Genomic DNA, 12,751 nt, shown 5'->3' on the forward strand with positions numbered 1-12,751 from the left:
CGAACCACCCATCGTCCTTTTCGCGGAGTCATCCGCACGTCCCCGACCGAGGCACCATGCTCACGCTGCTTCAACCCATCGCCTTGCTGGGCATCATCGTCATCGGCTATCTGTTCAAACGCGGCGGTCTGTTCGACCAACGCGACTACCGCATCATCCAGGTCGTGCTGTTCGACCTCGTCCTTCCCGGCGCGATCGTCTACTCCTTCGCGAAGAACCCGCACGACCTGTCGCTGCTATGGCTGTCCGCCTACGGTTTCATCGTCGTGCTCATTCCGGTCGTCGTCATCTATCTGGCGACGTCGCGTCGGCCGATCGCGAGCCGCGCGTTCCTGATGCTCAACGCCTCGGGCCTGAACATCGGCTGTTTCTGTTTCCCCGTCGTGCAGGCCTTCCTCGGTTCGGCAGCCGTCATGCCGGCCGCGATGTTCGACATCGGCAACTGCATCATGGTCGCCGCCGGCACGAACGTGATGACGCAGACGCTGCTGCACATCCGCCCGGGGCGCACGCTCGCCGAGCAGGGCGCCAGCGACGCGCCGACGTTGCCATACGAGAAGCCGAACGACCCGGACGCAAAGCGCCTTGCGCGCCGCGCGCTGCGCCGCACGGTCCTCAAGGGCTTCTTCGCTTCGGTTCCCTTCGACGTCTACGTCGTCATGATCGTGCTGACGGCCGCCGGCGTCTCGCTGCCCGTCTGGTTCGCGAACCTGTTCGCGCCGCTGGCGAACGCGAACGCCTTCGTCGCGATGCTGATGGTCGGCATGCTGATGGACGTGCCCTCCGACCGGCGCGACGTCCTCGCCGTGCTGCGCGTCATCGCCTGGCGCCTGCCCTTCGGAATCCTGTTCGCGCTCGCCGCCTGGCATTGGCTGCCCTTCGACCCGATGATCCGCGAAGCGACGATGATGTGCTGTCTGGCGCCAATCGCCGTCTTCTCCACGTTGTTCACCGATGAGGTGCTCGGCAACGCAAAACTAGCCGGATTCTCCCTCGCGGTGACCGCCGCCCTCAGCATCCTGCTGATGACCGGAGCGCATATGCTCATCGCCGCCGGGCTGATCTAGCCGAGGACCTTTTTCAGCGTGTTCCGAAGCGCAATCCGCGTGCGGCTCACCGGCAGCGTGAATTCGCCGACGAGCTCCTCGACCTGCCCGTTGAATCCCTGCTTGAACTCGAGCACGCCGTGGCCCTCGTCGTCCGGATCGTCGAAGACACCGTCGATGCCATAGAAGTTGTAGCGCGTGATGCCCTTGTCGAGGCACAGCCGGACCATCGCCTCGTGCTGGATCAGCGCGCTCGCGTAGAACGGCTTGTATTCCTCGACGCTGCCCGAATACAGGTAGACGGTCTCCCGCGGATGCGTCACGAATAGCGAGCACGCGGCCGGCAGCATCGCGCCGCGCGCCGTGAGCTCGCGTGCAGCGTCGAGGCGTTTGCGCGCGGCCTTGAGGTTGCTCGATTCCTCGTTGTGGCGCCGGCGCAGTTTCGTCGTCTCGCGCTGCGCGATCTTCTCCTCGAGCTCCGAGACGACCTCCTCGAGCCGCCGCACCTTCTCCTGCATCGACGCCTCATATGCGGCCGTGTCGATATAGGCGATCAGGAAATGCGCGCGATTGCCGAACGCAGCCGCGAAGTCATGGAAGTACTGTTCACCGCGGTAGGCGAAATGCCGGCGCTGCGCCGTCTGCCGCTCGATGTCGGCGAAGACGCCCAGTTCGTCGGCGCCGACCTCCTTGACGACGACGCCCATCGACCGCGCCCGCCCGATGCTCCACTGCGTGCGTTTCTCATACGAGCCGAGCAGTTCATCGGCCGTCGTGTACGCGCTGAGATCCTTGACATACACCCAGCGGTTGATGACGCTGTCGTAGCCGCGGGTGAAGGGCTGATGTCTCCAGCCGAGTGCCTCGAACGCGCGCAGATACCCGTCGTGCGGCGCCTCGCTCGGCGTGCCGTCCGAGGCGCGCAGCCGGTAGACGAGGTTCGGCCATGCCGCCACTTCGATCGCATGATGCCGTTTCGCGTCTGCATGAATCGCATCGCTCACAGCGGACAGCATCGGCGTGTCATCCGGGTCGCAGAGCGGGCCGAGCCAGATTGATCCGCTCATACCGAAGCGGCTTGGCGTGTAGGCGATCATCGCGCCGGCGACGACATGCCCGTCGCCGTCCTCAAGCCCGACGTTGGAGCATGTCACACCGTGCTTCGCCGCGAGTGTCGCCATTCGTGAACTCTGCTGGAAATTGCCGCGCGGGTCGCGAGCGCTGAGCGCGTCGAGTTGTTCGGCGGTCAGCTGCGCCGCCGTCCACCGCCGCGCGCCCTGACCAGTACGCTGACCGGCGTCATGAGTATCGTTCGCAGTCATAAGGCCATCAGTGTATCCGCGCCATATGGCGCGCCCGAGGCCTCATCCGCGCAATTTATGGACAAACTGTTCGAATCTGTATATATTCGGCCGCAGCACGCGCATGAACTCGCCGGGCAGTTCCTCGACGTAGCCGTCGAAGCCCTGCTTGAATTCGAGCACGCCGCGTCCCTCGCTGTCCGGATCGTCGAAGATGCCGTCGATGCCGTAGAAGTTGTACCGCGTCACGCCGCGTTCGACGCACAGGTGCAACATCGCCTCGTACTGGATCAGCGCGCTCGCGTAGAACGGCTTGTACTCTTCGACGCTGCCGGAGAACAGGTACACCGTTTCCTGCGGCACCGTCACGAACATCGACGCGGCGACCGGGATGTACGGCCCGCGTTCGAGCAATGTGGCCGCCTCTTCGTAGCGTTTTTCCGCGGCTTTGAGATTGCTTGATTCCTCGTTGTGCCGACGGCGCAGTTTCGTCGTTTCGCGCTGCGCGAGTTTGTCGTCGAGTTCGTCGACGAGCCGCTGGAGGTCGTCGCGTTTGCGCTGCATCGCGTCATGGTATGCCTGCGTGTCGATGCGCGCGACGAGGAAGTGCACGTCGTCGCCGAAAGCTGCCGCGAATTTGCGGAAGTACTGTTCGCCGCGGTATTCGAAGTGACGTCGTTCTGCCGTCTGCTGTTCGATTGCGGCGAAGACGTCGAGTTCGTCGATGCCGACGCGGCGCACTTCGACACCCATCGACTGCGCGCGCTTGACGCTCCACTGCGTGCGTTTGCTGAAGGTGGCGAGCAGTGTCTTGCTGTCGGTGACGCCATCGAGGTCCTTGAGGAATCGCCAGCGCGGCACCGCCGTGTAGCCGCGCGTGAAACCGCCGTGCGTCATGCCGGCAGCCTTGAGGTTCTCCAGTATTGCCGTGTCGGGTGCGCCCTGCAGCCCGGGCAGCGGCTCGCCCTGCGCGTCGCGCAGCTGGTACGGCTGTTCGGGCGTGATGTCGAGGTGCACGGCGTGGCGGCGGCGTTTCGCCATCATGGCGATGTGCTCGAGGAAGAAGACGGTGAGTTCGCGGTCGTCGAGGTCGCACAGCGGACCGTCGGCGATCGTGCTGAAGGCGGTGGGGCCGGAGCCGTGCGTGGCGACGAGCGCGGCCGCGACTACCTCGCCGTCCTCGCGCACGCCGACGTAGTCGATGACCTGACCTTGGCTCACCCTCAGGTCGGCCATCATCACGGTCTGCTGGAAATTGCCGTGCCGGGCGCGCACCGCGAACCCGGCGAACTCGTCACGGGTCAGATCGGTGAACACGAACTGCCGCATCACAAAAACCTCCACTCATCGGCGCTTGCGGGCGCGGCGCATGCCGCGCCCACGAACGAACAATGAACAATGAACAAAAAGAACGGACGGGGCCGGCGGGCAATCCGTCCGCCGTGTATACCCGGCGGCCCATGCGCGCGAACCGCGAGCCCCGTGTGGCGATCAGAGCAGCGCTTCGATCGCCGGCACGAGCGCGCGCAGCGCCTTGCCGCGGTGCGAAATCGCGTTCTTCTGCTCCGGCGTCATCTGCGCGCTCGTGAGCAGTTCGCCGCTCGCGACCGCGTCGGCCGGCTGCTCGTCTGGCATGAAGATCGGATCGTAGCCGAAGCCGTTCGCACCATGCGGGTGGCGCACGATCGTTCCCGCCATCTCGCCAAGCACGACGGTCTCGCGCGCGTCCACGAGGCCGTCGCCGTCGCCGTCGTCGATGTCATCGCCGGCGACCACGTCGCAGGTGTCCTCCTCGTCGGCCACCGGCGCGACAAGCGCGGCCGCGCAACGGAAACGCGCTGTGCGGTCGTCGTCTGGGATGTCCTCGATCTGCGCGAGCAGCAGACGGTTGTTGGCTTCGTCGTTGCCGTGCTCGCCGCTCCAGCGCGCCGAGAGGATGCCCGGCGCGTTGCCCATGACGTCGACGATCAGGCCGGAGTCGTCGGCGATCGCCGGCAGTCCGGTGCGCAGCGCCACGAACCGTGCCTTGAGCAGCGCGTTCGCCTCGAAGGTGACGCCGGTCTCGACCGGGTCCGGCAGTCCGAGGCTGCCGGCGGACACGAGTTCGATATCGCCCGCACGCTCGCCGAGCTGTTCGGCGAGGATTGCGCGGATCTCCACGAGTTTGCCTTCGTTATGCGTCGCCACGACGATCTTCATGGCGCTCCTTTCCTACGATTCCTGCGATGTCTGCGTTATCTACAACGACTGTTATCTGCAACGGCTGCGTGAGAAGCCGCTCACTCGGCGTCGAGTTCCTCGAGCGCGGCGCGCTGCGCGGCCTGCAGCTCGCGGTTGCCCTTCGTCGCCAGATCGAGCAGCACGTTGAGTTCGTCACGGGAGAACGGACGATGCTCGGCCGTGCCCTGGATCTCGATGAACTCGCCCGAGCCGGTCATCGCGACGTTCATGTCGGTCATCGCGCGGCTGTCCTCGAGATACGGCAGATCGAGCATCGGACGACCGTCGATGATGCCGACCGACACGGCGGAGACGCTGTCCTTGATGACGCGCTTCGCGCTGCGGATGCGGCGGTTCTTCTGCGCCCAGCGCAACGCGTCGACCATCGCCACGTAGGCGCCGGTGATCGACGCCGTGCGCGTGCCGCCGTCGGCCTGCAACACGTCGCAGTCAAGCTGGATCTGGTTCTCGCCGAGCGCCTTCATGTCGACGACGCCGCGCAGGCAGCGGCCAATCAGACGGCTGATCTCATGCGTGCGTCCGCCAACCTTGCCGCGCACCGATTCGCGGTCGGTGCGTTCAGTGGTCGCGCGCGGCAGCATCGCGTATTCGGCCGTCACCCAGCCCAGGCCGCTGTCCTTGCGCCAGCGCGGCACGCCCTGCGTGAACGTGGCCGTGCACATGACGCGCGTGTTGCCGCATTCGATGAGCACCGAGCCTTCCGGGACGTCGGTGAACGCGCGCGTGATCCGCACGGGCCGCAGCTCGTCGCTCTGCCGCCCGTCGGGGCGGATGACGGTGGTCGAACTGATCATGTCCTTGATTTCCATGCTGTGGCTTCCTTCGGATTACCGGATGCTGCCATCGGCGCGCGGCTGGCGCGCGAGACGTGTCCTCGTGTACTTCGTTACCGATGATAGCCGCTCACGCGCCGCCGCCGGCGAGCGCGCGCGCCGGCATCGCGCGGTCGATGATGCACACGAGCGCGCCGACGACGAGGAACGCGGCGACGATCTTGAGACACGAGACACCGAAATTCGCCCAGCCGATCGACGGCAGGTCGAGGAACGTGTACGGGTACGGGCTGCCGCCGACGCCGGGGCCGACGCCATGCGGCCACCACCATGCGCGCGCGAGCACGAAGATCAGATACAGCGGCGGGTAGATGAGCCACAGCAGCGGATAGGTCGGCTTGTAGCGGCGATGGACGTCGAAGACGAGAAAATCGATGACGACCATGATCGGCACGATGCGGTGCAGCATCGTGTTCGTCATGATGCCGAGGATCTGCGGCACGTAGCGCGGGTCGTCGGGCGGCATCATGAAGAACGCGACGAGCGCGACGACGACGGCGTAGGTCGTCGCCATCCCCTTGAGCCACGCCGGCGGCTGCTCGCCGTGCACGAGCGACGCGGCGCCCGCCCACAGCATGACGAAGGCGATGAGCGCGCCGGTCTGGAACGTGAAATACACCCAACGGTTCGGTATCCGCCACGCCTCGGAGGTGCCCATGATGCACAGCGCGGCGATCGCCAGCCGCCAGATTCCCGCAATGAAACGCATGTCCCCAGCATACCGGCACGCCTGCGCCGCCCCCGCACCGCCTCACGATATGGTCGCGCGCTGCCCGTTGCCGCGCCGAGGGACTACTGTGGTGCGCATCACGCGCCCGTCCGCGCCCAGACGCGGGGCATCCGGCAGCTTCCAAGGAGTTCCCATGGTCGACTACAACCCGGTCCTGATGACCGACATGTACGAGTACACGATGCTCGACGCGACGCTGCGCGACGGCACAGCGTCGCGCGACTGCGTGTTCGAGGTCTTCACACGCCACCTTCCCGAAGGGCGCCGCTACGGCGTCGTCGCCGGCACCGGACGCCTGCTCGACGCGCTCGCCGACTTCCATTTCGCCGACGACGACCTTAAGTTCCTGCGCGACCGTCGCATCGTCAACAAGGAGACCATCGACTGGCTCGAGCGTTTCGAATTCCACGGCTCGATCCGCGGCTACCGCGAAGGCGAAATGTACTTCCCGAACTCGCCGATCCTGCAGGTCGAGGGTTCGTTCGGCGAATGCACGCTGCTCGAAACGCTGATCCTGTCGATCCTCAACTACGATTCCGCGGTCGCGGCGGCCGCTTCGCGCATGACGTCGGCCGCGAAGAACCGCCCGTGCATGGACATGGGCGGCCGACGCACGAACGAATGGGCGGCCGTCGCCGCCGCGCGCGCATCGATCGTCGGCGGCTTCCAGGGCACCGCGAATCTGCTCGCCGCGAAACTCTACGATCTGACGGCGATCGGTACGGCCGCGCATTGCTTCACACTCGTGCACGACAGCGAACGCGCTGCCTTCGAATCGCAGATCGACGCGCTCGGCAAGAACACGACGCTGCTCGTCGACACCTACAACATCGAGGAGGCCGTGAAGACCGCGGTCGAGGTCGCCGGCCCCGAACTCGGCGGCGTGCGCATCGACTCGGGCGACCTCGCGTCGCTCGCGCAGCGCGTACGCAACCAGCTCGACGCGCTCGGCGCCGTCAACACGAAGATCACGGTGACGAACGACCTCGACGAATACGCGATCGCGTCGCTGCAGACGGCGCCGGTCGACTCGTACGGCGTCGGCACGCAGCTCGTTACCGGCTCCGGCGCGCCGACCTGCGCGATGGTGTACAAGCTCACTGAACGCTCCGGCGACGACGGCACGATGGTGCCGGTCGCGAAGAAATCGACGGACAAGGCGACGGTGCCCGGCCGCAAGCTCGCGTTCCGCTCCTACGAATACTCGCTTGCCGACTGCGAACACGTCATCGCCGGCCGCAAGGACGAGCTCGACGCGTTCACGCCCGGCGAAGGCTGGCAAGATCTGCTCGTCGATTTCGTCGACCACGGGCAGATCGACGACCGTTGGCGCGGGCACGACGCGATCATCGACGCGCGCACGCACCACGAGGAGGCGCTCAAGGCGCTGCCGATCACCGCGCAGTCGCTGATGCGCGGCGACCCGGTGATCCCGACGCAGACGATCGTGCTGCCGCAGTAAGGGTTCTGCGGACGGTTGGCTGAGCGGGCGCATGCCGCTAGAATGGGGGCAGCCCATCCCCAACCAGCAAGGCAGCGAGGTCACGATGCTCGAACCGACTTCCCACTACACACCCGATCCGACGCGCTACGCGTCGATGGAATACCGCCGCTGCGGCGTCAGCGGCCTCAAACTGCCGCGCATCGCGCTCGGCCTGTGGCACAACTTCGGCGATGACACGCCGCTGGCGAACATGCGCGCGACGATCCATACGGCCTTCGACAACGGCATCACCTACTTCGACCTCGCCAACAACTACGGGCCCGAACCCGGAGCCGCCGAGCGCAACTTCGGCCATATCCTGCGCGCCGACCTGTCCGCGCACCGCGACGAACTCGTCATCGCGACGAAAGCCGGCTTCGAGATGTGGGACGGCCCATACGGACAGGGCGGCAGCCGCAAATACCTGCTGGGCAGCCTCGATGCGTCGCTCGCACGCCTCGGCCTCGACTACGTCGACGTCTTCTACCACCACTGCATGGACCCGGACACGCCGCTCGAGGAATCGATGGGCGCGCTTGCGACGGCCGTGCACAGCGGCAAGGCGCTCTACGTGGGCCTGTCGAACTACGACGGCGCGACGATGGAACGCGCGATGGGCATCCTCGCCGACCTGCATGTGCCGTGCATCGTCAACCAGAACCGCTACAACATCTTCGACCGCACGATCGAACACAACGGCCTCAAGGAGGCCGGCGCGCGCCTCGGCAAAGGCCTCGTCACCTTCTCGCCGCTCGATCAGGGGCTGCTCACCGACCGCTATCTCAACGGCATCCCCGCCGACAGTCGCATCGCGCGCGACGGTCGCTTCCTGCAGGCGAGCGCGCTCACCGACGACCGGCTGCGCCGCATCCGTGGCCTCAACGAGCTGGCGACGCAGCGCGGCCAGTCGCTCGCCGAGATGGCGCTCGCGTGGCTGCTGCACGACCCGGCCGTGACGACGGTGCTCGTCGGCGCCTCGCGCCCCGCGCAGCTGATCGACGACCTCGCCGCGCTCAACAACACCGCATTCACCGCCGACGAGCTCGCGCGCATCGACATACTTGCCCGATAGCCGGATGTTGCTCTCCCCCAGCGTCGATTACCGCGGCGACACGCCAAGGTATCTGCGCTGAGGGAGTGCACCCTCCAACTAGAATTGCGCCCCGCCATACTCCGCATAGATGCGCTTGCACTCGGGGCAGATCGGATAATCCGCCGGATTGCGCTTCGGCACCCACACCTTGCCGCACAGCGCGACGACCGGACGCCCCGTCAGCCGCGACTCCTCGATGCGTTCGCGGGAGACGTAGTGCGCGAAGCGGTCGGCGTCGCCGTTGTCGCTGCGCTGTGCCTGCTCCTCCTCGGCTGGCCGTTCGAGCACCGTCGTGCCGGTGTTCGTGTCCGGTTCGGTCTGCGTAAGCGGATCGGCCTCGCCGACGGCCCCCGCATACCCACGAGACTGTTCAAACTGTTCAAGCTGGTCAAGCTGTTCGATTGCTGCTTCCATGATGTTCTCCGTTCCGCGGCGCACCCATCCGCGTCCACCCGCGCGCCGCGCCCGCGGCGCATCCGGTGCGTTTGCAGTGCGTCCATGATAACGCACCCGCATCTGCCCAACCGCGCACTGCCCGTGCACATTCCCGCCGTCTTTTTTGTGAAACGCGGCCCGAAAACCCCACATGTCGCTACTCTTGTACATATGACTATTGCTGTATGCCCCGGATCCTACGATCCGATCACCGACGGCCACCTCGACGTCATCCGGCGCTGCGCGCGCCTGTTCGACGAAGTGCACGTCGTCGTCGCCGTGAACGCCGCGAAGACGCCGCTGTTCACCGAGGAGGAGCGCGTCGACATCATCCGCCACACCCTTGGGACCGACGACACGAACATCGTCGTCAGTTCCACCGAAGGGCTCATCACCGACTACTGCGAGAAGGTCGGCGCGACCGTCATCGTCAAGGGGTTGCGGCAGAACGGCGATTACGAAGCTGAGTTGGGCATGGCGCTCGTCAACCGCAAACTCGCCGGCATCGAAACGATGTTCCTCCCCGCCGATCCGGTGCTCGAGCACATCTCGAGCTCCGTCGTCAAGGACGTCGCACGGCACGGCGGCGATGTGCGCGGCATGGTCCCCGATTACGTCGTCGAAAAACTCAACATCGCGCTCGGGGCGGCGTGCCGCTGATCCACGCATGGAGGAAGGACGAATATGACGGACGAGACACCGGTCGACGACACCGACGAGCACATCCCGGCGAACGCGGGGGGCCGTGCGGTTTTCAACATGGGCGACCTGCCCGACCTGCGCGACCATCCGGGCTCCGAGGCGCCGTCGCGCGAGCAGGAGGAGTTCACGACCGTCTACGACACGATCGACGCGATGGAGCGCACGCTCAACGAGGCGAAGGGCACCATGTTCTCGCCGACGCTCGTGAAGATCGACCGTGAGGACTTCCTCGACCAGCTGCAGTCGCTCAAGGCGATGCTGCCCGTGCAACTCGAACGCGCCTCCGCGCTGATGCGCGAGGCGGAGCGTCGTCTTGAAGGCGCGCAGTCGCAGGCGAACGTCATCATCACGTCGGCGCAGAGCCGCGCCGCCGACATGATCCGCGATGCGAACGACCAGGTGCAGTTCCTGACGAGTCAGGAGAACATCACGCAGCTGGCGCGCGAAAAGGCGACGCAGATGCTCAACAAGGCGCAGCACACCTCCGATCGCCTGACGCAGGGCGCCGACCGCTACTGCATCGGCGTCATGAACGATCTGCAGGAGCAGCTCGACAAGCTCAAGCGGGACGTCGCCGGCGGCCTCAAGGTCCTCGAGGACCGTCAGCAGAAGGCCGCGCAGGACGTGCCGCACGTCTCCGACGACGACTACCCGCAGTCGTGACGCCGGAGGCCAACGCGGAATAATCGTTGCGTATCAACGATTGGTTGAACCGGACGACAACGACGGCAAAGACGACAGAACACAAATCACAGACGAAATCACAGACGACATCAAGAAAAGAGGAACGCATGGCACGTGTGCAGTACACGGATTGGACGGTGCCGGTCGCGCAGGTCGGCTCGCACGCGGGGCAGCAGATGCCGCTCAAGCGCACCTTCCCGGCGCCGTCGGGCATCGGCGACAGCATCGTCGGCGTCACTGAGGGCGCCGACATCCACGTCGATGGACAGTTCGATTCGATCGTAGACGGGCTCATCTTCACCGGCACGTTCACGGCGCCGGTGCACGCCGTGTGCTCGCGCTGCGACACGCCGCTCGACGACGACTGGAGCGAACAGGTGACGGCCTTCTTCCCCTATGAGGAGGCGCAGTCGGAATCCAAAGGCAAGGGCGGCAACGACGAAGACGTCGAGATCATCGCCGGCGAGGACGAAGCCGAGGACGTCTATCCGCTGATGGACAACGGATCCTTCGCCGACCTCGAGGCGCTGATCCGCGACACCTTCGTCGACGCGCTGCCGCTGCAGCCGCTGTGCCGACCCGACTGCAAGGGCCTGTGCCCGCAGTGCGGCGTCGACCTCAACGAGCATCCCGATCACCGTCACGAAACGACCGACATCCGTTTCGCCGGCCTCGAAGCGCTCAAGGCGCAGCTCGAAGCCTCCGCCGGCGAAGACGGCGCGGACGCCGCCGAAAACTAACCTCCGCAGCCCGCGTCACAGCACGCGCGTCGCGTTTGTACGGCCGATGCGTTAGACTTCTGAACGCTTAAGCTCAATTGTTCGATCGAATAGAGGAAACAAACTATGGCACTGCCAAAGTACAAGATGTCGCGCGCCAACACGCGTTCGCGCCGCGCTAACTGGAAGACCAAGGCCGTCCCGACGATCAGCTGCCCGAACTGCGGCGCTCCGACGATGGCTCACGTGGCCTGCCCGACCTGCGGCTCCTACCGCGGTCGCGTCTATCGCGAGGCCATCCGCAGCACCTACGCTCGCTGAGTCGCGGATTTCCATACCCTATAAACGAAAACGCTCTGCCATCGACGGGTGGCAGAGCGTTTTTGTTTGCCCCGGCGGTGTATACACCGTCAGCTGCCGCCGCATACACCGCCGACTACTATGGCAGACATGACCAACCATGTGACCGTAACCATCGACGACCCCAACCCCGCGCACCCACTGTTCGAGGCGCTCGGTACGACGTTGCAGCCGGATCTGCTCGTCGAAGCCCTCACCCACCGTTCGTTCTCCCATGAGCATCCCGACGCGAAGAACTATGAGCGTCTTGAGTTCCTCGGCGACGCCGTCCTCGAACTCGTCGTCACCGAAACGCTGTACAAAGCGCATCCGGACATGACCGAAGGCCAGCTTGCGAAGATCCGTGCGAAGGCCGTCTCCGAGGAGTCACTGTCCGCGATCGCGCGTACGAAGCTCGACGTGAGCCCGTACATCCTGCTCGGCCATGGCGAAATGGAGCAGGGCGGCGCCGAGAAAAGCTCGATCCTGTGCGACATCGTCGAATCGCTGATCGGTGCGACCTTCGTCGAATACGGCATCGACGGCGCGCGCGAAGTCGTCCACCGTCTCGTCGACGACACACTCGCCGAAGTCGCGAGCGAGGGTCCTGCGCTCGATTGGAAGACATCGCTCACCGTGAAGGCGCATCAGCTGGGACTCGGCGAGCCGCGCTACCAGATGTCGGTCGGCGGTCCCGAATACGCGCAGCAGTTCACGGCGCGTGCGATGCTCGGCGACAGCGACGACGTCATCGGCATCGGCCGTGGCACAAGCAAGCGCAAGGCGCAGCTCGCCGCCGCCGAACAGGCCTGGAAGAACCTCGACGCCGCCGCCGCGAACGCCGTCAACGAGGACGCGGCAGACGGCGACTGACCGGCGCGGACGGCCGGACGTCGCATCAGCGAACGGAATCGGCGCGGGCCTCACCCGTCGCGTTCGCGAACAGTGCCGTTTGCGAACGCGACGGGTGAGGCCCGCGCCGATTCCGTTCGCACAGGCACCGCTTTGCGAACGTGACGGCCTCGATCCGCACCCGCAACGGTCGCGGGGCGGTACCACCGCTCTCTGAACTTCCCCAACCTGCCCGAAAAAGGATTCATCATTCGGTCACGTATGCCGACCTCCTGCCGGTTTCCAGTAGGATG

General features: G+C 65.6%; 14 protein-coding genes. 8 read left to right on the top strand and 6 right to left on the bottom strand.

Going from position 1 to position 12,751, the window contains the following annotated elements; translation table 11 throughout:
- Positions 1-56 precede the first annotated feature (56 nt).
- Positions 57-1,067 (top strand): AEC family transporter, encoded by a 1,011-nt coding sequence (locus G606_RS0102870; protein WP_026644693.1) that lies wholly within the window; start codon positions 57-59, stop codon positions 1,065-1,067.
- Here the strand turns inward: G606_RS0102870 and G606_RS0102875 are convergent.
- From G606_RS0102875 to G606_RS0102895, 5 genes are all read right to left on the bottom strand, one after another.
- Positions 1,064-2,368, bottom strand: a complete 1,305-nt coding sequence (locus G606_RS0102875; RefSeq protein ID WP_081663954.1) for a peptidoglycan bridge formation glycyltransferase FemA/FemB family protein — start codon at positions 2,366-2,368, stop codon at positions 1,064-1,066. The genes G606_RS0102870 and G606_RS0102875 overlap by 4 nt on opposite strands.
- Before the next feature lie 42 nt (positions 2,369-2,410).
- Positions 2,411-3,676: an aminoacyltransferase gene (locus G606_RS0102880; protein WP_026644695.1), complete on the bottom strand. Its 1,266-nt coding sequence runs from the start codon at positions 3,674-3,676 to the stop codon at positions 2,411-2,413.
- Positions 3,677-3,838: 162 nt separating this feature from the next.
- Positions 3,839-4,546 carry a non-canonical purine NTP pyrophosphatase gene (locus G606_RS0102885; RefSeq protein WP_026644696.1) on the bottom strand — a complete coding sequence of 236 codons (708 nt, stop codon included), beginning with the start codon at positions 4,544-4,546 and terminating at the stop codon, positions 3,839-3,841.
- Between the two features lie 80 nt (positions 4,547-4,626).
- Positions 4,627-5,397 (bottom strand): ribonuclease PH, encoded by a 771-nt coding sequence (gene rph, locus G606_RS0102890; RefSeq protein WP_026644697.1) that lies wholly within the window; start codon positions 5,395-5,397, stop codon positions 4,627-4,629.
- 94 nt (positions 5,398-5,491) lie between these two features.
- A complete protein-coding gene (locus G606_RS0102895) occupies positions 5,492-6,130 on the bottom strand; it encodes a Pr6Pr family membrane protein (protein WP_026644698.1) in 639 nt (212 codons plus the stop codon).
- A 154-nt stretch (positions 6,131-6,284) separates the two neighbouring features.
- Between G606_RS0102895 and G606_RS0102900 the strand changes: the two genes are divergently transcribed.
- Together G606_RS0102900 and G606_RS0102905 are read left to right on the top strand one after the other, a co-directional pair.
- Positions 6,285-7,613: a nicotinate phosphoribosyltransferase gene (locus G606_RS0102900; RefSeq protein WP_026644699.1), complete on the top strand. Its 1,329-nt coding sequence runs from the start codon at positions 6,285-6,287 to the stop codon at positions 7,611-7,613.
- A gap of 85 nt (positions 7,614-7,698) precedes the next feature.
- The gene (locus G606_RS0102905; protein WP_026644700.1) at positions 7,699-8,706 is read left to right on the top strand and encodes an aldo/keto reductase; all 1,008 of its coding nucleotides are present in this window, start codon (positions 7,699-7,701) and stop codon (positions 8,704-8,706) included.
- Positions 8,707-8,784: 78 nt separating this feature from the next.
- Here the strand turns inward: G606_RS0102905 and G606_RS09670 are convergent, their stop codons facing one another.
- Positions 8,785-9,141: a DUF3039 domain-containing protein gene (locus G606_RS09670; RefSeq protein WP_081663955.1), complete on the bottom strand. Its 357-nt coding sequence runs from the start codon at positions 9,139-9,141 to the stop codon at positions 8,785-8,787.
- A 192-nt stretch (positions 9,142-9,333) separates the two neighbouring features.
- Here G606_RS09670 and coaD point away from each other — a divergent pair, with 192 nt between their 5' ends.
- The 5 genes from coaD to rnc all read left to right on the top strand — a co-directional run bounded on the left by coaD (position 9,334) and on the right by rnc (position 12,479).
- Positions 9,334-9,822 (top strand): pantetheine-phosphate adenylyltransferase, encoded by a 489-nt coding sequence (gene coaD, locus G606_RS0102915; RefSeq protein ID WP_026644701.1) that lies wholly within the window; start codon positions 9,334-9,336, stop codon positions 9,820-9,822.
- A gap of 24 nt (positions 9,823-9,846) precedes the next feature.
- Positions 9,847-10,527, top strand: a complete 681-nt coding sequence (locus G606_RS0102920; protein WP_026644702.1) for a cell division protein — start codon at positions 9,847-9,849, stop codon at positions 10,525-10,527.
- Between the two features lie 128 nt (positions 10,528-10,655).
- On the top strand, positions 10,656-11,288 hold the full coding sequence (locus tag G606_RS0102925; protein ID WP_026644703.1) for a YceD family protein: 633 nt from the start codon (positions 10,656-10,658) through the stop codon (positions 11,286-11,288).
- A gap of 105 nt (positions 11,289-11,393) precedes the next feature.
- Positions 11,394-11,588, top strand: a complete 195-nt coding sequence (gene rpmF / locus G606_RS0102930) for a 50S ribosomal protein L32 (RefSeq protein ID WP_026644704.1) — start codon at positions 11,394-11,396, stop codon at positions 11,586-11,588.
- A gap of 129 nt (positions 11,589-11,717) precedes the next feature.
- Positions 11,718-12,479 carry a ribonuclease III gene (gene rnc / locus G606_RS09675; RefSeq protein WP_051198437.1) on the top strand — a complete coding sequence of 254 codons (762 nt, stop codon included), beginning with the start codon at positions 11,718-11,720 and terminating at the stop codon, positions 12,477-12,479.
- The last annotated feature ends 272 nt before the right edge of the window (positions 12,480-12,751 follow it).

The sequence above is a fragment of the Bifidobacterium sp. AGR2158 genome (assembly GCF_000424225.1).
In the GTDB taxonomy this organism is placed as follows: domain Bacteria; phylum Actinomycetota; class Actinomycetes; order Actinomycetales; family Bifidobacteriaceae; genus Bifidobacterium; species Bifidobacterium anseris.